The sequence below is a fragment of the Dorea amylophila genome (assembly GCF_025567265.1).
In the GTDB taxonomy this organism is placed as follows: domain Bacteria; phylum Bacillota; class Clostridia; order Lachnospirales; family Lachnospiraceae; genus Dorea_A; species Dorea_A amylophila.
The window spans coordinates 59185-79015 of record NZ_JAOQJW010000008.1 but is presented as its reverse complement, the minus strand read 5'-3'; the positions used below and the strand labels follow the sequence as shown (position 1 = coordinate 79015).

Sequence of the window (19831 nt, the reverse complement as noted above, 5' to 3'; positions counted from 1 at the left end):
AGATGAGAGAAAAAGCAGGAAAAAATAAAATACTTATTGTCATTGTCATCTGTCTGTGTGCGGTCATCATTGCGGGATTGATTTATTTCATGAAATTAAAAGGAGGTTCAGATTCGGCATTTAAGCCGGATCTGGATCCAAATGCGAAGACCCAGACGGCAGACGATACCGGGGAAAAGCCGACAGGAATCCGGATACCGGGCTATCCGTCCATTACGATCGAGGCAGACAAAAAAGACGTGCAGATGAACCTGATGAATCCGGAAGGAAACCCATGTTACTTTACATTTGAAATCGTGCTTAACGACACAGATGAGACGATTTACACATCGAAGATGGTGGAGCCGGGGAAGGCGATTACAGAGGTGACATTAGAGAAGGCACTTGCAGCGGGAGAATATCCGGCGACCATCAAGATTACGACCGCATCACTCACCGATGGTTCCGCCATGAACGGGGCAAATGTAGAGACGACAATCATTGCACAGTAACGGGAGGGAGAACGATGAAAAAGAGAAGTATAAGAACAGGAAATCTTTTCGCACTACTGACTCCGGTGCTGTTAATATGTGCAGAAAATCCAATCTATGCAGCCACCACCCAGACGGCAGGAAGTGCGACAGTCAGTTATCATGTGGACCCGGCTTACCAGGTGACGATTCCGGTAGATACAAGCATGCGGTTCAATGAGACAGAAACCTCTTACGGGAATATTGTAGTAGAGCAGGCGCAGATTGAGGATGGAAAATGTATCCAGGTGTCATTGCTATCTGATCTTAACTTAAAGAATTCCAACAATTCAAAGGCAGTGATTCCTTATCAGATTCTGGCGCAGGATGAGGCGGGAAGCCGGCCATTTACATCAGCACAGTATACAAAAGCCGGGGAAGAGACACCTCTTACTATCGCGATTAAAAAAGAAGACTGGAAGAAAGCGGCGGCCGGAGAGTACGCAGATACGGTGACATTTACTATATCATACGTGGACAAAAGTGAGTAAGGGGGCGTGCATATGAGGAAAAAGACAGAAAAATTGGATATCATTGTGGATAAAAAGACTGTCCGCATTACAACGGCAGTGTTTGTGACAATGATGACTATGCTGGCTGCAATCGCAGCGATGTTTTTTACGACCATGTCCGTTCTGGCAGCAGATGCAGGAAGCTCATCGAATTCCCAGAGCACCATCAGTACAACCGTGCCGGACTCCCATAATATCCGTGTGGAAAAAAGTCACGCAGATGTAGTGATAGAAGGGGAAGAAGATCAGATAGAAGGCAACATAGATAACTTTGTTGTGGATCGTTTTGCCGAGCCGAAGATACGGATCACACCGGAAGAAGGATGGAAGGTTTCAAGGATTCTTCTGAACGGGGAAGACGTTACGGAACAGTTCAAGGACGGATATCTGACACTGGAAGAAGTCTGCGAGGATACGACACTGGTCATTGAGACAGCAGAAGATACCAGCGGCGGCGAAAGCAAAGACCCAGATAAGGATAAAGATCCGGGAAAAAATCCAGATAAGGATAAAGATCCGAATAAAGGAACACCGGGCACTGGAAAGGGACATGAATCAGAAAAAAAGACACCGTTAAATAAGCTGAAAAACCAGATAGCAGCAGTCACAGGAGACGAAGCAAGACCGATGCTTTATGCACTGGCAGCAATTGCAGCAGCAGCTGTGATCAGTGTGACGGTTATAAGAAGAAAAAATAAATAACAAAAGGGCGTATCGGTACAGATAGCAAAAGATTTTATCCCCCTCTCAGGTGTCATGCATCTGGGAAGGGGATAAAATATTATACAGGCATGACCTTTTCCCAATTAGCCGGTACATATTCTGGAAATGTAAACCCCTCGTATTTTGCAACAGAAAAAAAGATAAACAGTATATAACAGTTGACAACAGTACTATGCTGTTATATACTGTTTACAACAGGAGGAAACATATGAAGATTATAATCAATAATTCGTCGATGGTACCAATCTATGAACAAATTATGGAGCAGATCAAAGCACAGATTATCTCCGGAGAATTAAAAGAAAATGATATATTGCCGTCCGTGAGAACGATGGCAAAGGAACTGAAGATCAGTGCACTTACAGTGAAGAAAGCATATGACAATCTGGAAGCGGAAGGCATGACAGTCACGGTTCATGGGAAGGGAACTTATGTTGCGGCATCCAATACACAGCTGATGGAAGAAGAACGCAGAAAAGAAGTTGAGACAGATCTGGAAGCAGTGATCCAGAAGGGAAGGCGCTGCGGAATGAAAGAGGAAGAGATTCGTTCATTATTTGAACTCATCATGGAGGATGAATACTTATGTTAGAAATCAAAGGGGTTAAGAAAAGCTACGGCGAATTTCAGTTAGACTGTTCATTAAACGTAGAAAAAGGAAGAATTACTGGTCTGGTCGGAGAGAACGGAGCCGGTAAGAGTACCTTATTCAAAGCAATGCTCGGACTTATTTCTTATGATGGCGGCGAGATAAAGATCATGGGAAAAACACCGGAACAGTTAGGTGAAAAAGAGAAAGAAGAGTTGGGAGTTGTTCTGGCAGAAGCCGGATTCAGCGGTTATTTGAAAGGGAAAGATGTTGAGGCAGTTCTGGCAAGATTGTATCCAGGATTTGAAGCAGAAAAATTCCATCTGATGTGTGACAGATATCAGATTCCGTTGAATAAATTTATAAAAGAGTATTCAACAGGTACGAAAGCAAAATTGAATCTGATCATTGCATTGACACACCAGGCAGAATTTCTAATGATGGACGAGCCGACAGCAGGACTTGATGTCGGAGCAAGGGAAGCGATGCTGGACATTTTAAGAGAATATATGGAAGAAGAGCCGGAGAGAAGCATCCTGATCAGTTCACATATTTCTTCGGATCTGGAGCATCTGTGTGATGACATCTATGTGATTCATAAAGGAAAGATTGTACTTCATGAAGAGATGGATACGATTCTTGAAAAATATGCGGTGTTGAAAGTCAGTGAGGCGCAATATCAGGCAGTGGATAAAAGTTACATTTTGAAAGAGAAAAAAGAGAACTTTGGAATTTCCTGCCTGACGAACGAGAAGCAGTATTATATAGAAAATTATCCGGAGATCGTAGTGGAGAGCGGCTCACTTGATCAGGTGATTCTTATGTTGACAGGAGGCGAGAGATAATGAAAGGAATCAGAGGACTGCTGGAAAAGGATTTTCGGTTGTTTTTCCGGCAAGGCAGCAATCTTTTTCTGATGTTGGCGTTTATGGCATTATTCTTTATACTAACGGGAAAAACAGGAGCTACCTTCATTGCAATGTATATTCCATCCGTTATGGCAGTTTATTCAGGGAATACGATCAGTTATGATGAAAATGAACATGGCTACACGTATTTATTTTCTTTACCTGTAAACAAAAAAATATATGTCAGAGAAAAATACATGTTTTCCTTTATTATGACAGTGTTTGGATGGGGGATTGGAGTAATCTGTGCAGGAATTGCTGTATTCATAAAGCCGGGAGAAGTTTTTGATTTGGAAATGTTGGCAATGGAGCTGATCACAATTTTTGTGTTTCAGGCGATTGCGGGGATTGTGATTGCAATTCGGTTAAGGTTTGTAGGAGAGAAAGGACGATTTGCACTGCCAATTGCAGTTTTAATTGTTTTTGCAAGTTGTTATATAATTGGATCTTTTGTGAGGGCTAACTCGGGATTAAAAGAAAGTATTTCGTATATGATAGGAGAAACAGGCGATTTTGGAATCGCGATTGCACTGATTGTATTAAGTCTGATTGTATGGTTTGCTTCGTATAAGTACAGTATGAGAGTTATGAAAAAGAAAGAGTTTTAACAATTATAAGGATTCAGACACAAAGCATTCTGATATTCCCGGAGGGTTCGCACAATTATGATTTAAACAGATTGATAAAACCACTCTATGACGGCCCGGTGAATCTGGCATTAAAGACCGGAAAAAAGATTATTCCGGTTGTCCTGGTGTTTGACTTTTTGAAAAAGAGGTAATATAATTACAAGAAACGAGTAGCAAGTAAGCGTAAATCCAGTTTACCGGCTACTCGTTTTTTATTTTGCAAAAAGTAAATATCGCCAAGAAAAAGTGTGTAGCGTGTCAGCGTAAGTCCAGCTTATATGACAGGGTACGCACTTTTTTTGTGTCAAAAAGAAAGGAGTTTAAACGAAATGGCGGAAAGCAACAAGATGAAGGAGATGCCGGTGAATAAGTTGATGGTCCAGATGGGAATCCCGATGATCTTATCCATGGCATTGCAGGCAGTCTATAACATAGTAGACAGTGCGTTTGTGGGAAATATGAGAGTAGGCAGTGAAGCAGCACTAAATGCTTTGACACTGGTATTTCCGGTTCAGATGCTTATGGTGGCAGTGGGGATCGGAACCGGTGTAGGAACCAATGCACTTCTTGCAAGGACACTTGGACAGGGAAATAGTAAAAAAGCTGCAAAGGTAGCAGGAAACAGTCTGTTTCTGGGAGTGATTATTTATGTGGTCTGCTTATTGTTTGGTATCTTTGGGGTGAAAGCATATATTTCATCGCAGACAGTAGATGCAGAAGTATTGGAGATGGGAGTCAGCTATCTGAGGATATGCTGCGTAATCTCTTTTGGTATTATTTTCTTTTCTTTATTTGAAAAGTTATTGCAGGCAACAGGACGTTCTCTTTATTCCACGATTGGACAGGTGGTTGGCGCAGTTGTAAATATCATTCTTGATCCGATCATGATCTACGGTATTGGACCCTGCCCGGAAATGGGAGTGAAAGGAGCGGCTTATGCAACTGTAATTGGTCAGGTAGCATCCGCGGTATTACTGCTCATTTTTCATATCAAATTCAATAAGGAATTCGAGCATGGGGCGAAATACATGAAGCCGGATGGCAGAATTATCAAGGAGATCTATACAATCGGACTTCCGGCAATCATTGCACAGGCACTGATGTCCATTATGGTTTATGTAATGAATCTGATTCTGAAATTCAATCCGTCAGCACAGACAGCTTATGGATTATTTTATAAAGTTCAGCAGTTTGTACTGTTTCTTGCTTTCGGTCTGCGAGATGCGATCACTCCGATCATTGCATTTGCTTATGGAATGAGAAGCAAAAAGAGAATTCAGGATGGAATCAAATATGGTCTGATCTATACGGTTATATTAATGATTCTGGGAATTGTAATTACAGAGATTTTTCCAGGGGGATTTGCAACGCTGTTTAATGCAGGGGCGTCCAGAGAATATTTTATCGGAGCAATGAGGATAATCTCAGTAAGCTTCTTGTTTGCCGGAATCAATATTGCTTATCAGGGCATTTATCAGGCATTGAATGGTGGCGTGGAATCACTGGTTATTTCGCTTCTGAGACAGTTTATTATTATTCTGCCGCTGGCTGGAATTTTTTCCGTGTTTGTCAGAAATGGTGAGATGACAGTTTCGCTGATCTGGTGGGCATTTCCAATTACTGAAATTATTTCATGCTTTGTAGGATATGTGTTCTTGAAGAGAATCAGTAAAAATAAAGTTGATGTTTTGAATTAAGGAGGAATCAGAGATGGAAAAAAGAATCATTACAATCAGCAGAGAATTTGGAAGTGGCGGACGTTTTATCGGAGAAGAAACAGCGAAGAAACTTGGGATTACTTATTATGATAAAAATATCATTAATGAGATTGCAGAGAAGTCTGGTTTATCTCCGGAATATGTCCGGGAAAGTGCAGAATTATCTCCGAAGAAAGGATTATTTGCATATGCATTTGCCGGACGTGATATCACAGGAAAATCCATAGAAGACATGTTGTATGAGGCGCAGAGAAAGGTTATTTTAGAACTGGCTGATAGGGAATCTTGTGTAATTATCGGAAGAAATGCAGATTATATCCTGAAGGATCGGGATGATGTATTGAACGTATTTATCCATGGGGATATGCCGGAAAAAACACAGCGTATTATGGACTTATATAATGTAGGAGAGAAGGAAGCTGTCAAAATGATGGTAGATACGGATAAAAGGCGTATGACGAATTATAATTTTTACACCGATCAGAAATGGGGAAAGGCCAGTAATTATACGTTGTGTCTGAACAGCTCGAAGCTTGGATATAACAGATGTGAGAAGATTATTATGGAGTGTAGTTGTAATCCTTGATGAGGCAACTGCTTACACAGATCCGGAAAACGAGGCGATCCTACAGAATTCTATCGTAAAACTGGGAGCAGGGACTGGTTAATTTAATACACAAAAGTGTTGACAGAAAGAGATGGATATAGTATTATCGAACTATAAAGTAACCGGTTACGTAACCGGTTATACACGAAGGGTTAATAGAGGAATGGAGGAAGAAGTGCATGAAACTTATCTACAGGATATGAACAGCAAATATGTTTATCCAATTATCTTTCAATTAAACAGAAATACTTTGATCAATATCAGAAGTCAGTAAGCGAAGAAAAATAACGATACGAACAACAGGAGAATTTGCATGAGTGAGATGTTAGAAAAGGCTAGAAAATATGAAGAAGAACAAGGAAAGCAGATAAAAGCAGAAGACAGACCGGCTTTTCATGTGAGTCCATATATCGGTTGGATGAATGATCCGAATGGTTTTTCATACTATCAGGGAGAGTACCATCTTTTTTATCAGTATTATCCATATGATACACACTGGGACAGTATGCATTGGGGGCATGTGGTAAGTAAAGACTTATTACATTGGAAATATCTTCCAGCAGCTCTTGCACCAGATGAAGAATACGATAAGGATGGATGTTTTTCGGGAAGTGCAATAGAGTTGGATGACGGTAGACAATTGCTTATGTATACAGCCGTAGATCATGAAACATTAGAAGATGGAAGTAAAAGAGATATACAGACACAGGCGGTAGCTGTCGGAGACGGAAGAGATTATAAAGAAACAGGAAAAGCAGTACCACAGGGAGATGCCACACTGAAAGGTGCAGTTTATGGACTGTATGCCCGTGAAGATATCGTGTACCCGGATGGAGCAACGGGAACTATTTATAAAGCAGGAGAGCAGGTAGCTTCTCTTACAACAGATGACAAAGGACAGGCTTCTGTAAATGGCTTATATCTTGGCAAATATTATGTCAAAGAGATTACTCCGCCGACCGGATACCTAGCAGATGCAGAAGAGCATGATCTTACATGCAGTTATGAAGGAGATATGACAGCAGAAGTAAAAAGAGAGTGCGCTTCCAGTGAGCAGGTCATCAAACAGCCATTCCAGATCATCAAAGCAGCCAACAATGGAAAGACAGATGCAGATCTGTTATCCGGAGCTGGATTTACAGTTTATCTGAAATCTTCCCTTACAAAGAAAGCAGATGGAAGCTATGATTTTGATTCTGCCAAACCAGTAGTGAGTGGAGAAAATGGAGCAACGGAGATTTTCACAGATGACAAAGGATATGCCTGCAGTATTCCATTACCATTTGGAAGCTATATTGTGCGTGAAACTACAACACCGCACAATTACAAGCCAGTTGATGATTTTGAAGTGAATATCACAGAGCATCATCCAAATGAGCCGCAGATCTGGCGAGTGCTTCTGGATAAAGAGTTTAAGGCAAAACTGAAAATCGTGAAAAAAGACGATGAAACAAAGAAATCCGTCCTGATTGCAGGAACAGAATTTAAGGTATATGACCTGGATAATAAAAAGTATGTTGAGCAGGTAACAACTTACCCAGTGACAACAACCCATAAGTCCTATTTTACGGACAATCAGGGGTATCTGATCATGCCGAAGAATCTGAAGATCGGACATTACCGGATTGAGGAAGTCAACGCACCGGAAGGGTACACAATCAACAAGAATTATGTAGAGATTGCAGTGGATGCAAACACAGCATACCAGATGGATTCTGAAAGCGGAGATGCCATTATTACGGTAGATTACGAGAACCATCCGGTAAAAGGAAAGCTGACGATTTATAAAAAAGGTGAGATGCTGACCGGATTTAAGAAAGATTTTGTTTATGAAGAAAGATACCTGAAGGGTGCAGAATTTAATGTCTATGCAGCTGAAAATATCTATACACCGGATTACCAGAAAGATGAAAACGGAAACAGACAGCTGATCTATGCAAAAGATGCACTGGTAACAACGGTAACGACTGGGGAAGACGGAAAAGCAGTTGCTGATAACCTGCCACTTGGTTCTTACTATGTAGTAGAAAAGACTGCACCGGAAGGATTTGTCCTGAACCATGACAGATCAGAAGTCGCATTTGTCTATGCCAATCAGGATACACCGGTAATTGAACAGGAAGTGACTGTTGGCGATGACCGACAGAAAGTTGCGATTCAGGTAGAAAAACAGGATGCAGAAAATGGTGCAACCGTAGCAGGAGCTGTCTTTGGTATCTATAACAAAGCGGATATTAAGGTGGATGGAAAAGTAATCGTGAAAGCAAACACACTCTTACAGGAAATGACTTCTGATAATGATGGTCTTGCAGTATGTACGCTGGATCTGCCACGTGGACAGTATTATGTGAAAGAGTTAAAAGCACCGGCGGGATTTGTATCCTCTGATGAAATTCTGAATCTGAATGCTTCTTACCAGGGACAGGATGTGAAGACAGTAAAACTGAAAACTGTGAAAAAGAACCAGCCAACAACAGTTGAAATCACAAAATCTGATGTAACAACAGGTGTGGAACTGGATGGGGCAAAACTCACCGTTCTCGATAAAGAAGGAAATGTTGTGGATCAGTGGACTTCTGTAAAAGATCAGCCACATGTGATCAAACGACTGACAGTTGGTGAGGAATACACCCTTCGTGAGGAAATGGCACCTTATGGTTATTTGAAAGCAACGGATGTGAAGTTCACGCTGGAAGATACCGCAGAGATTCAGAAAGTAGAGATGAAAGATGAAGTTCCAACAGGACTTCTGATCATTAACAAAAATGGAGAGTTTTTGGATAAAGTGACACTTCTGGACAATGTAAAAGGTACTGTGGAGCATCTCTTTGAGTATGTAACCGGAAGCCTTTCAAATGTAACTTTCGATGTATTTGCTGCGGAAGATATCAAAGCGGCAGATGGTGTCAGCGAAGATTATTTCAAAGCAGATGAAAAAGTGGGAACTATTACTACAAATTCCAATGGCATTGCACAGATGGGAGATCTCCCGGCTGGAAAATACTATGTGAAGGAAGTAAAAACAACCCATGGTTATGTGCTGGACGGAGAGCCGAGATATGTTGACCTTTCCTACCGGGACCAGAATACACCAGTCATCACTTATGATGAAAAATGGCAGAATGCCCGTCAGAAAATAAAGGTTACGATTCTGAAGAAAGAAAAAGACACAGAACGTGTTCTTGCAGGTGGTGTCTTCGGTCTTTATACCAGTGAAGATATCAAAAATGCAAAGGGCGAGGTACTTCTTGAGAAAGACAGTTTGATTGAGCAGCGAGTAACAGATGAAAAAGGACAGATTACTTTTACGGCAGATCTTCCGGTAGACGGAAAATACTATGTGAAAGAAATCGTTGCACCGGACGGATTTGTTACAACAGAAGAAGTACAGGAGTTTACCTTTGAATATGCCGGAGAAGACCAGACAGAAGTAAGCTACGATTTTACTTTTGAAAATCAGCCAACCACAGTGGAGCTGACCAAAACAGACCTGACAACAGGTAAAGAACTTCCAGGTGCACACCTGAAAGTGACGGATTCAGATGGCAATATAGTAGATGAATGGACTTCTACGGAAGAATCCCATGTGATCAAAGAACTGGTTGTTGGTAAGGAATACACCATGACAGAGACAAAACCGGCAGATGGATATGTTACTGCAGAAAGTATTACTTTTACAGTAGAGAATACAGCAGAGGTTCAGAAGCATGAGATGAAAGATGATGTGACAAAAGTAGAGATCAGTAAGACGGATATCACAGGAGAAACTGAGATTCCGGGTGCGAAACTGACGATTCTCGATAAGGATGATCAGGTAGTAGAGAGCTGGACTTCCACAGAGGAAGCACACTATATCGAAAAACTGCCAATCGGTAAATATACCTTACGTGAAGAGCAGGCACCGAAAGGATATCTTCTGACAGCCGATGTGACGTTTGAGGTGAAAGATACCGGAGAAATTCAGAAAGTGGCTATGAAAGATGATACTGCCAAGGGAAAAGTGATTCTCAATAAGACAGATAAATCGTCAGGAGAACCACTGAAAGGGGTAGAATTTGAACTCCGTGACAGCAAAGGAAAGGTTCTGGAAACCTTAAAGACAGACGCTGCCGGTCATGCAGAAAGTAAGCTGTATGAGATTGCCACATTTAAGAACGGCAAATATGATACAGCAATCAAGTATTATCTGGTGGAAACAAAAACACTGGATGGATACACACTGGATCAGACCAAGCATGAAGTGACATTTGCTTATGCGAATGACAGTACACCAGTCGTGGAAGTTACTTTCAATCTGACAAATGAGAAACCGGAAGTTCCAGAAACACCGAACACACCGGATACACCACAGTCCCATGAAGAGACAAAAGTATCAAATGCACCAAAAACAGGTGACAGCACGAATATTTGGCTGCCGATTCTGCTTCTGGTAATCTCCACAGGAGGTATGGCAGGACTTTATATCTGCAGAAAAAGGAAAAACAAATAAGGAAACCAACGGTTATGATTGGGAGCTTCTATGTGAGGCTCCCTTTTTCATACAAAAAAATCACAGAAAGGAACAGAAAACTATGATGAAAGCAATGGAAAAAAGACAGGAAGCACGAAAAAACCAGGAGAAAACTTTAAAGAGAATGATGGCTTATCAGAAGAAAGCCGAGCAGATGGTCAGTAGAAAAAGAATGAACCATCACATGATCAGAAAGGGGTAAAAGCGTATGATGAACAGAAAAGAATTTTATGAATATGTCAAAGACAATGTAAAGGAGTATCTGCCAGAGTCTTATAAGGACGCAGAAATCAAACTGCAGGAAGTAGAAAAAAACAACGGGTTGAAGTTGACAGGTATTACGATTCCAAACGGAGATCAGAGAATCGTACCGACAGTCTATCTGGATTCCCTCTACCAGGAATATATCCATGGAAAAGATGTAGACTCTTGTGTTGGCGATGTGGCTGATATGCGTATTGAGGCACAGGGAAAAGCAGAATTTTTTGATATGGGAGTTCCGGATATTCTGGATTATGAAAAGATGAAAAATAAGTTACAGGTAAGAATTTGTGATAAGGAATGGAATACCGATCGTCTTGCAGATAAAGTAGTCACAGAACACGGAGATTTTGCAGCTTATTATGCAGTAAACCTGGAGGAAAATGGAGAGGGAATCAGCAGTATTCCAGTAACTGTTTCTCTGATGAATGAATGGGGAGTATCTGTCGAACAGATTCAGGCAGATGCGATGATGGCAGATAAGAACAGAGGTGTGCAACTGGTGGATATGACACAGATTGTCGAATCCATGATTTTTGGAGGAACACCAAAGAATCTTTTGAATGAAAAACTGGATATGGAAACTGTGGAGAATCCAATGTTCTGCCTTACCAATGAATCTAAGATGAATGGGGCTTCCCTGTTACTGCAGGAAGATATTCGTAAACAGATTGGGGAATGTTTGGGAAGTGATTACTTTGTCATCCCATCTTCCGTTCATGAAGTGTTGATTCTCCCTGATAACGGAATTTTTCAGGTTCCAGAATTAAATGCGATGGTACAGGAAGTCAATGAGACACAGGTGGAAAGACAGGAACAGCTTTCTGATAAGGTTCAGTTCTGTGATAAAAAGACAGCAGTAATGGAAAATGCTGAGCGCAGGGAAGCACGTCTGGAGAAAGAAAAAGCAGCTGAAAAAGCGGAAGTAAAAGGTGGAATCCATGGAAGATTGGAGAAAGCTAAGGCAGAAATCAAGGAAAAAGAGTCAGACAAAGTGCCAAAGAATAAGTCAAAAGATCTTGCCACAGCATTATAAAGAGTAACAATGATGATTTTAAGGGGACTGTGCCAAGCAGTCCCTTATTTTATGAAAAGGAGTAGCACATGGCAAATAAATTATATGCAATGGAACAGCTGACGGAAGAGGTGGCAAAAGATGTAGCTGCCAGTCCGCAGGAATGGATGCGGTTCCTAAACACGGCATCCAGACTGTACAAATACACTTTTCCAGAACAGCTTTTAATTTATGCACAGCGGCCGGAAGCAACTGCCGTAGCATCCATGGAAATCTGGAATCAGAAGATGTACCGCTGGATCAAAAAGGGATCTAAGGGGATTGCCTTGATTGACAATACTTCCGGATCGAAAACAAAACTTCGTTATGTATTTGATGTGCAGGACACTTATAAAGTGCGGAATCTTGGAAAGGATCCTCAGTTATGGAATCTTCCGGTGGAAGGAGAACAGCTGGTGGCAGATTATCTGCAGGAGCAGTTATCACTGGAAGATATAGAAGGAGGACTTGCTGAAAGTCTGCATCAGGCAGCGAAGGAGAGTATGCAGGAATGGCTTCCAGATACATTGGAAGAACTGAGACTGGATGTAACAGGGACATTTTTGGAAGAACTGGACGAACAGAATCAGGAAGTAGAATTCCGGGAACTGATGACCAATAGTGTCTGGTATGTATTACTAAACCGATGTGGGCTGGATGCACAGGAATATCTGGATGCAGAGGATTTTCGGCATATTACGGACTTCAAACAGCTGAAAGTATTAGGACATCTGGGAAGTGCAGTCAACGAGATCAGCAGACCAGTCCTGATGCAGATTGGACGATATGTTCTGAATGATCTGGAAAATGACCTGAAAACGGTTGCAAAAGAAAAAGAAGTAGCTTATAATGAATTCAACACGTTAATTCGTGAAAGCAATACAGATAACACAGAAGATAGAGAAGAAAAAAAGGAGGAAACAGACTATGAGAGAGATCAGTTACAGCCAGAACGGAGAGTATCAGATTCCAGATATCAGCCTGGAAGAGACGAGAGGAACCATCGGGAAGTACGGAATGATGAGGAAAGAGTATCTGAGAAACCACAAGGTAGCCAGGTTCAACATTCTGACACTGCAGAACCGTCTGGACAGTCACCTGATGGAGATCGACAGTCAGGCAAGGCAGAGAGTAGACAACCTGATGAACGAACTTCTGGAGAAAGATCCGGCACCGGACAAAATGGCAGACGGGATGGCATGGACCAGACACATGAACCAGATCAAGGCACAGGCAGAGGAGCTGGTGATTCAGGAGATTATTTACAGTTAAGCCTGTTCCCAACAGAAGAGGAACAGTTAGGAGAAATAAGGAAAGCGGCAGCTGCATTGGAACAGCCAGCCGCTTTTCTTATTTCCGATGAAGTGGTAAATGATATTCTCCGCACGGGAAGCGGACAGAAAAATACACTGTTTCATATTACAGCAAGACTGATTGAAGGTCTGGATAATGAAGAAATGCAAAGCTTCTTGAAAGATGAATATGGAACTGGTGGCAAAGGATTTACCATAGATGGTCAGAAAATCAGTATCTGGTATGACAATGATGGTATCCGTATCCGGCGAGGGGACTCTGCCAGAAGAAACTTTGACCGCATGGTTACGTGGGAAGAAGCAGCGAACAGAATTCGGGATATGTATGAGGATGGAAATTACGTGGATAATTTGATTTCCAATAATGCCATTGAACAGGAGCAGGAAGAAATGACCAATCTTCTTGCACTTCATTTTCGGGATACTTGCAGAAACTGGGAAAAGAAACAATCATATTCAGACTGGCAGGATGTAGTGAGTGGAGCATGGACAGATCAAGAGGAAGCAGATGCGATTGTCTATCGTTTTGAATGGCTGCAGAAATATATGGATGAGAATCCGGGAGATTATCACCGCTGGGAGATTCAGCATAATCCGGAATATTTCCAACGCTTTCAGGATCTTCAGAGGGAGCGTTCCTGGGTAGACCAGAAATTTACGGTCGAACGTCCGGCACTATCCTTTATCACACAGGATGAAATTGACGCAGTGTTAAGAAGAGGCGGCATTACTGCAGGAGGACGTAACCGAATCTATGAGTATTTCATGGAACATCATGATATGAAAGATGCAGCTGAGTTCCTGAAAAATGAGTATGGAACAGGTGGTTCCTCACCCGGAATACCAGGAGCAGATGCTTCCGACGCATCCCATGATGCAAAAGGATTAAAACTTGCAAAAGGGAAAATTGGCAGTCCAGAGGTAGAAGTTTTATTAAAGTGGAACAAGGTTGCAGAACGTGTCCGCCAGTTAATCCGCACAGATGATTATTTGTCACCGGAAGAAATGGAAAAGTACGAAGAACGACAGGAAGCACAAAGACTGGCAGATTTGGAAGAAGCACAGCAGATGTTAGGAGAACAGCTGGAGCAGGATACTTTGACAGCGGAAGATATAACGGATTTGCGATTAGTTGATTCAGAATATATGTCTGGTACCAGAACAAAAATCCACGATTTTGATTGCAAAGTTAAGGGAGAAGCGAATCGACTTCAATACACATTAGAATATCATGATGATGGAGAAGGTTTCACGATTCATACGGAAAAAGATGATATTTGGAATCGAATGTCAACACAAGAATTGGAACGTCTGGATGTAAAACTCGGACAAGAAGTACTTTATTATCATTATCACAACAAAACTGTAAATGCGGATACCTTAGATGAATTACGGGAAATCAGGGAAGAAATTATGGAGGAAGAGTCCTCGTATTTTACTGCTATTTCTCAACGTGTGTGGACAGATTATGATAAAAAAGAAAAAGAATTATCTGGAGAAGTTGAGGTATCGGAAGGAAAAAAATCTTTGGAAGAGATTAACGGAATATCAGAACCGATTCCAGCAACGAACTTCCGCATCACAGATGATGAGCTTGGACAGGGTACAGCAAAAGAAAAGTTCCGTGCCAATATCATGGCTATCCAGTTGTTAAAGAAATGTGAGGATGAGAATCGCAATGCAACACCGGAAGAACAGGAAATCTTATCCAGGTACGTTGGCTGGGGAGGTCTTGCAGATGCATTTGATGAGACAAAAGCTGCATGGGAGACAGAATATTTGGAATTAAAGACGGTTCTTACACCAGAGGAATATGCTGCAGCCAGAGCTTCCACCTTAAATGCTCATTATACACAGCCGATTGTGATTGAAAGTATGTATCAGGTGTTGGAGAATCTGGGATTTACAAAAGGAAATATTCTGGAGCCATCTATGGGAGTCGGGAACTTCTTTGGAATGCTTCCGGAGAATCTAAACCAGTCCAAACTCTATGGTGTGGAACTGGACAGTATCAGCGGTAGAATTGCAAAGCTACTCTATCCAGATGCCAATATTCAGATCAAAGGTTTTGAGAAGACAGATTATCCTAATGAATTTTTTGATGTGGCGATTGGAAATGTGCCATTTGGTGCATACAAGGTCAATGACCGTCAGTATGATCGCTACAATTTCATGATCCATGATTACTTTCTCGCCAAGACGATAGATCAGTTACGTCCAGGTGGTGTGGCGGCACTGATCACAACAAAGGGAACTATGGATAAGGCGTCACCGGAAGTCCGGAAATATCTGGCAGAGCGGGCAGATCTGCTGGGAGCAATTCGACTGCCGAACACAGCTTTTAAGGCAAATGCGGGAACAGAAGTCAGTGCTGATATCTTGTTTTTCCAAAAGAGGGAAAGCCTTACGAAAGAAATGCCGGAATGGATAAATCTGGATAGTGATGTCAATGGAATTACGGTCAATCAGTATTTTGTTCAGCATCCGGAAATGATTCTGGGTGAGATGAAAGAAGTGTCCGGTCCGTATGGTATGGAAACAACCTGTGCTCCAATGGAAGGAGCTGATTTGGAATTACAGTTACAAGAAGCTGTGAAACAAATTAAGGGAAGCATGGTACCGGCAGTAGATGTGGAAACAGAACTGGATGAGATGCCAGAGAGTATTCCGGCAGATCCGAATGTTAGAAATTACAGCTATACGGTTGTAGATGATCAGGTATATTATCGTGTCAACTCTTTGATGAATCAGGTGAAAATGCCTGCAGCCACTGCAGAACGTGTAAAAGGCATGGTTGCAATCCGTGATACCGTCCGGGAGTTGATCGCCATGCAGATGGAGGAATCTGTCACAGATGAAGAAATCCAGAAACAGCAGGAGAAGCTGAATCAGGTATATGATACTTACACAGCAAAGTATGGAGTCATTGGAAGTAATGCTAATAAACGTGCATTTTCTGATGACTCTTCTTATTGTCTGCTGTGTTCCCTGGAAGACTTGAATGAAGATGGAACATTGAAGCGGAAAGCGGACATGTTCACCAAACGAACCATCAAAAAGGCGGTTGCTGTGACAAGCGTGGAGACAGCAACAGAAGCATTGGCATTGTCTCTTAACGAAAGGGCAAAGGTAGACCTTCCTTATATGGCAAAGCTGACCGGAAAGACCGAAGAGAAGATCACAGAAGAATTGGTCGGGGTTATCTTCAAAAATCCACTGACAGACCAGTGGGAAAGCGGAGATGAGTATTTATCTGGAAATGTCAGGGATAAATTAAACACTGCGAGAACCTTTGCAGAGAATCATCCGGAATTTACACCGAATGTCCGTGCTTTAGAGGCAGTTCAGCCGAGAAATCTGGAAGCATCCGAAATTGAGGTGCGTGTTGGAGCTACTTGGATTGAACCTTCGGATTATCAGGATTTTATGGTAGAACTGCTTCATACGCCATGGTATCTTGCGCAGAAGGAAATACAGGTTAAATTCTCTGAGGTAAATGGTGAGTGGAGGATTACAGGAAAGAATGCCGACAGTCCGAGAAATGCGTTTGCCTATGCAACGTATGGAACTGAGAGAGCAAATGCCTATAAGATTCTGGAAGATACCCTGAACCTGAAAGATGTACGCATCTATGATAAGAGCGTCAATGAAAATGGTGATGAGATCCGTGTCCTCAATAAGAAAGAAACCATGCTGGCATCACAGAAGCAGGATGCCATGAAGGCAGCATTTAGGGACTGGATTTTTAAAGATCAGCAGAGGCGTGAACGTCTGGTAAAGGTGTACAATGAACGATTTAACAGCATCCGTCCCCGTGAATACGATGGCAGTCATTTGACTTTCCCAGGAATGAACCCAGAAATAGAGCTTCGTTCGCATCAGAAAAATGCAGTTGCACACCAGCTTTACGGAGAGAATGTACTTCTTGCTCATGTAGTAGGAGCTGGGAAGACTTACGAAATGGTAGCAGCTGCAATGGAAAGTAAAAGACTGGGATTATCACAGAAGAATCTCTTTGTCGTGCCGAACCATTTGACGGAGCAGTGGGGTGCAGAATTCCTACAGTTATATCCGGGAGCCAATATCCTGGTAGCAACCAAGAAAGATTTTGAACCGGCAAACCGGAAAAAGTTCTGTGCCAGAATCGCTATGGGAAATTATGATGCCATTATCATCGGTCATTCTCAGTTTGAGCGTATTCCAATCTCTGATGAGAGGCAGGAAGCCATGCTGCGGAAGCAGATTGATGATCTGGAAATGGCAATCCAGAGTGCAAGGTATGAACAGGACGGCGGGCGTTATACCGTCAAACAGATTGAAAAGACCAGAAAAACCCTGCAGACAAGACTGGAAAAACTGAATCAGAAAGAGAAAAAAGATCAGGTAGTTACGTTTGAAGAACTGGGCGTGGATCATTTGTATGTAGATGAAGCACACAGCTATAAAAATGCGTTTCTCTATACAAAAATGAGAAATGTAGCCGGGATTGCACAGAACGAAGCACAGAAGTCGGCAGATATGTTCAATAAATGTCAATATCTGGACGAGATTACCGGAGGAAAAGGCATTACTTTTGCTACAGGCACACCAATCAGTAACAGCATGACGGAATTATATGTTATGCAGCGGTATCTGCAGAACAGTAAATTACAAAATATGGGACTTGGATTGTTTGATTCCTGGGCTTCCACTTTTGGAGAAGTTGTCACGAGTATCGAACTTGCACCGGAAGGAACAGGTTATCGTGCAAAGTCCAGATTCGCACGGTTTTATAATATTCCGGAACTGATGAATATGTTCAAGGAGATTGCAGATATCAAGACTTCCGATCAATTAAAGCTTCCAGTGCCGGAAGCGGAATATGAAACAGTGGTGCTGAAACCAACGGAACAGCAGAAAGAAATCGTAGAAAGCCTTGGAGAACGTGCAGAAGTTGTCAGAAACGGTGGGGTAGATGCCTCGGTTGATAATATGCTGAAAATTACCAATGATGGAAGAAAGTTAGCATTGGATCAGCGTTTGGTGAATGAATTATTGCCAGATAATCCGGAAAGCAAAATAGCAGTCTGTGCAGAGAAAAGCTATGAAATCTGGAAAGATACAGCAGCACAGAAATCAGCACAGTTGATTTTCTGTGATTTGAGCACACCGAAAGGCGATGGCAGTTTCAATGTTTATGATGATTTGAAGCAGAAACTGATAGAGAAAGGTGTACCGGAAAAAGAGATTGCGTTTATTCATGATGCAAATACAGAAGCAAAAAAGACGGAGCTGTTTGGGAAAGTGAAATCCGGACAGGTTCGTTTTTTGATTGGCTCAACAGCAAAGATGGGTGCAGGAACCAATGTGCAGGATCGTTTGATTGCCCTGCATCATCTGGATATTGGTTGGAAACCATCTGACTTGGAACAGAGGGAAGGACGTATTATCCGTCAGGGAAACCATAATAAAAAGGTTCATATCTTCCGGTATGTAACTGAATCCACATTTGACAGCTACATGTGGCAGTTGATCGAAAACAAGCAGAAGTTTATTTCCCAGATCATGACCAGCAAAGCACCGGTCAGAAGCTGCGAAGATGTGGACGAAGCGGCACTGTCCTATGCAGAGGTCAAAGCACTGGCAACCGGAAATCCAGCAGTAAAAGAGAAGATGGCATTGGATGTGGATGTGGCGAAATTAAAGCTTCTAAAAGCGAACCACATGAATAACCAATACCGACTGGAAGATGATATTGCAAGGAATTTTCCGCAACAGATTGCAAAACTGACGGAGATTATTGACAGCTATAAGGCAGATATCGCTCATTTTTCTGAGCATAAAATTACAGATCCAGAGCAGTTTTCTATGGAAATCAGTGGCAAAGTGTTCACAGAAAAGAAAGAGGCAGGAGCGGCTCTTCTGGCGGTCTGCAAAGACATTAAGTCTGTAGATGCAGCTATGGACATTGGAAGTTATCAGGGATTTAACATGAGAATCCAATTCGACAGCTGGAGCAAAGAGTTTATCCTGTCTGTAAAGCATGAATCGGTAGCTAAAGTTCGGTTGGGAGCCGATGCCCTGGGAAATATCATTCGTATCAATAATCTTTTAGAAAGTTATCCGGAAAAACTGGCAGAAGCAGAACAACGGCTGGAAACGGTACAGGAGCAGATGACAAATGCCAAAGAGGAAGTCGGGAAGCCATTTCCAAAAGAAGAGGAACTGAGCCAAAAACTGGAGCGGCTGTCAGAATTAAATGCACTTCTCAATATGGATGAACGGGAAGATACAGAAACAGAGCAGTCGGAATCAAAAGAGAAAGAAGAAAGACCGGCACGAGGTTCTATCCATGAGAAGCTGCAGATTTATAAAGAAAAGAGTCAGCGGGAAAGTGAAACTGGCAAGGAAAATAGAAAGCGGGACTTCGGTCTGGAATAAGAAAACAAGGAAGATGGCATAATCTGGCAGAAAGAATGTTCTGTGGGTTATGCCTTCTTTCAGAATACGGGAGGAACT

12 protein-coding genes are annotated in these 19831 nt (G+C 42.0%); all 12 read left to right on the top strand.

The annotated features are described in order from the left end of the window. Positions 1-2 precede the first annotated feature (2 nt). The 12 genes from OCV72_RS06550 to OCV72_RS06490 all read left to right on the top strand — a co-directional run bounded on the left by OCV72_RS06550 (position 3) and on the right by OCV72_RS06490 (position 19753). Positions 3-491, top strand: a complete 489-nt coding sequence (locus tag OCV72_RS06550) for a hypothetical protein (protein WP_055282747.1) — start codon at positions 3-5, stop codon at positions 489-491. Between the two features lie 14 nt (positions 492-505). Further along, on the top strand, positions 506-1000 hold the full coding sequence (locus OCV72_RS06545) for a hypothetical protein (protein ID WP_055282746.1): 495 nt from the start codon (positions 506-508) through the stop codon (positions 998-1000). 12 nt (positions 1001-1012) lie between these two features. Further along, a complete protein-coding gene (locus tag OCV72_RS06540) occupies positions 1013-1723 on the top strand; it encodes a hypothetical protein (protein WP_055282744.1) in 711 nt (236 codons plus the stop codon). A gap of 229 nt (positions 1724-1952) precedes the next feature. Further along, complete coding sequence (locus OCV72_RS06535; protein WP_055282742.1) at positions 1953-2336, top strand: GntR family transcriptional regulator; 384 nt, start codon at positions 1953-1955, stop codon at positions 2334-2336. Further along, positions 2330-3178: an ABC transporter ATP-binding protein gene (locus OCV72_RS06530; protein WP_055282740.1), complete on the top strand. Its 849-nt coding sequence runs from the start codon at positions 2330-2332 to the stop codon at positions 3176-3178. Before OCV72_RS06535 ends, OCV72_RS06530 begins: the two co-directional genes overlap by 7 nt. Next, positions 3178-3849 (top strand): ABC-2 transporter permease, encoded by a 672-nt coding sequence (locus tag OCV72_RS06525; protein ID WP_055282737.1) that lies wholly within the window; start codon positions 3178-3180, stop codon positions 3847-3849. Before OCV72_RS06530 ends, OCV72_RS06525 begins: the two co-directional genes overlap by 1 nt. A 350-nt stretch (positions 3850-4199) precedes the next feature. Then, positions 4200-5567, top strand: a complete 1368-nt coding sequence (locus OCV72_RS06520) for an MATE family efflux transporter (RefSeq protein ID WP_055282735.1) — start codon at positions 4200-4202, stop codon at positions 5565-5567. Positions 5568-5580: 13 nt separating this feature from the next. Beyond that, positions 5581-6174, top strand: a complete 594-nt coding sequence (locus tag OCV72_RS06515) for a cytidylate kinase-like family protein (protein ID WP_055282733.1) — start codon at positions 5581-5583, stop codon at positions 6172-6174. 334 nt (positions 6175-6508) lie between these two features. Beyond that, the gene (locus OCV72_RS06505) at positions 6509-10684 is read left to right on the top strand and encodes a SpaA isopeptide-forming pilin-related protein (protein WP_330376562.1); all 4176 of its coding nucleotides are present in this window, start codon (positions 6509-6511) and stop codon (positions 10682-10684) included. Between the two features lie 82 nt (positions 10685-10766). After that, positions 10767-10907, top strand: a complete 141-nt coding sequence (locus OCV72_RS06500) for a hypothetical protein (protein WP_005344203.1) — start codon at positions 10767-10769, stop codon at positions 10905-10907. Between the two features lie 6 nt (positions 10908-10913). Beyond that, positions 10914-12002, top strand: a complete 1089-nt coding sequence (locus tag OCV72_RS06495; RefSeq protein ID WP_055282730.1) for a DUF5688 family protein — start codon at positions 10914-10916, stop codon at positions 12000-12002. Positions 12003-12070: 68 nt separating this feature from the next. Further along, the gene (locus OCV72_RS06490; protein WP_055282728.1) at positions 12071-19753 is read left to right on the top strand and encodes a DEAD/DEAH box helicase family protein; all 7683 of its coding nucleotides are present in this window, start codon (positions 12071-12073) and stop codon (positions 19751-19753) included. The last annotated feature ends 78 nt before the right edge of the window (positions 19754-19831 follow it).

Excerpts from the sequence above, each read along its gene's own strand:
- OCV72_RS06550 (WP_055282747.1), top strand. The coding sequence starts at position 3 with ATGAGAGAAAAAGCAGGAAAAAATAAAATACTTATTGTCATTGTCATC.
- OCV72_RS06545 (WP_055282746.1), top strand. The coding sequence starts at position 506 with ATGAAAAAGAGAAGTATAAGAACAGGAAATCTTTTCGCACTACTGACT.
- OCV72_RS06540 (WP_055282744.1), top strand. The coding sequence starts at position 1,013 with ATGAGGAAAAAGACAGAAAAATTGGATATCATTGTGGATAAAAAGACT.
- OCV72_RS06535 (WP_055282742.1), top strand. The coding sequence starts at position 1,953 with ATGAAGATTATAATCAATAATTCGTCGATGGTACCAATCTATGAACAA.
- OCV72_RS06530 (WP_055282740.1), top strand. The coding sequence starts at position 2,330 with ATGTTAGAAATCAAAGGGGTTAAGAAAAGCTACGGCGAATTTCAGTTA.
- OCV72_RS06525 (WP_055282737.1), top strand. The coding sequence starts at position 3,178 with ATGAAAGGAATCAGAGGACTGCTGGAAAAGGATTTTCGGTTGTTTTTC.
- OCV72_RS06520 (WP_055282735.1), top strand. The coding sequence starts at position 4,200 with ATGGCGGAAAGCAACAAGATGAAGGAGATGCCGGTGAATAAGTTGATG.
- OCV72_RS06515 (WP_055282733.1), top strand. The coding sequence starts at position 5,581 with ATGGAAAAAAGAATCATTACAATCAGCAGAGAATTTGGAAGTGGCGGA.
- OCV72_RS06505 (WP_330376562.1), top strand. The coding sequence starts at position 6,509 with ATGAGTGAGATGTTAGAAAAGGCTAGAAAATATGAAGAAGAACAAGGA.
- OCV72_RS06500 (WP_005344203.1), top strand. The coding sequence starts at position 10,767 with ATGATGAAAGCAATGGAAAAAAGACAGGAAGCACGAAAAAACCAGGAG.
- OCV72_RS06495 (WP_055282730.1), top strand. The coding sequence starts at position 10,914 with ATGATGAACAGAAAAGAATTTTATGAATATGTCAAAGACAATGTAAAG.
- OCV72_RS06490 (WP_055282728.1), top strand. The coding sequence starts at position 12,071 with ATGGCAAATAAATTATATGCAATGGAACAGCTGACGGAAGAGGTGGCA.